This window comes from Lactiplantibacillus dongliensis (genome assembly GCF_005405105.1).
GTDB classification, from domain to species: domain Bacteria; phylum Bacillota; class Bacilli; order Lactobacillales; family Lactobacillaceae; genus Lactiplantibacillus; species Lactiplantibacillus dongliensis.
Genome location: NZ_BJDK01000071.1, coordinates 1 through 1,071, shown reverse-complemented (window position 1 = coordinate 1,071; position 1,071 = coordinate 1). Strand labels below are relative to the sequence as shown.

1 protein-coding gene is annotated in these 1,071 nt (G+C 43.9%); it reads left to right on the top strand.

Going from position 1 to position 1,071, the window contains the following annotated elements; translation table 11 throughout:
• The first annotated feature begins 262 nt into the window (after window positions 1–262).
• Window positions 263–952, top strand: a complete 690-nt coding sequence (locus FFM80_RS14430; RefSeq protein WP_137641431.1) for a hypothetical protein — start codon at window positions 263–265, stop codon at window positions 950–952.
• The last annotated feature ends 119 nt before the right edge of the window (window positions 953–1,071 follow it).

Genomic DNA, 1,071 nt, shown 5'->3' with positions numbered 1-1,071 from the left:
CGTGGTGATTAAAGTATAGGTCTCCATGACCTTTTTGTGTACCTTACCGGGTGTTGCACTTCAATTTTAAATCCGGGAACAGTCTTTGGTTACACATTATGTATATGACGCCTTGGGCAGCTCTCTTAACGACCCGTCTCATTCAAGAAATCGTCACTTTCACTTGTTATTCTGCCTTTTTGGTGATTCTTTTCAAAGTCCCCGTCATTAACCAATTAACCACCCGTTTTAACCTAAAATAAATCAAGGGAAGTCTAACGTTATGCCAGTCAAACTAATGGACGCCCACTACACTGTCGTGATTGAACGGCAACCGAAAGTCTATCTGGTTAAACTTTATGCCAACGACTTTGACCAAATTGCTAGTCTATGGTTAAAGAGCTGGTACACACCCGAGCAACGTCATCACCCAATTAACGACCTTGCTTTTACCTTACGGACACGGACTTATCGACATATTACCAACTTGAGCCTGACTGGAGTTCAAGAACTGATTATCAGTAGTGCTCAACAATGGCACATCGACACGACGACAATTGCTGCGCTAGTCATCGATGATCAATTAGGTACCAGCTTTACCCTCGCTGCCACTACTGGGGAACCGCTACAACCATTGCAGACCTACCTGCAGCATTATTACACCGCATTGGTCGCAGCTGATACGCAACAAGATGACGCCACGATGCGATTGATTCGGACTGCCCTCTTAGACTACTTGGCTGAGCAACTAGCCGGCATTCCAAAGTTAACGACTAAGACCCGCACGGATACCCGGTTATTTGCTGACTTGATTCATGGACTCACCTTGTTGTCACCAGCTGAATTACTGAACACCATTATTATGGAAAACTACTTAGCGGATACCCCGATTGTGGCCGCCCATCAACAATGGCAACCACTCTATACTTTAACCGCGGTTGAAACTAATTTTTGGCAACAAAAAAGTCGCTGACAACTTGTCAACGGCTTTTTTAGTTATGATTAAGGATATAACCTAAAGGTTGAAAGTACAAAAACAGACCACACACCTTGATACAAAAGGTCTGTGGGGTCGGATATTAGTATTTTCAG

Excerpts from the sequence above, each read along its gene's own strand:
- FFM80_RS14430 (WP_137641431.1), top strand. The coding sequence starts at position 263 with ATGCCAGTCAAACTAATGGACGCCCACTACACTGTCGTGATTGAACGG.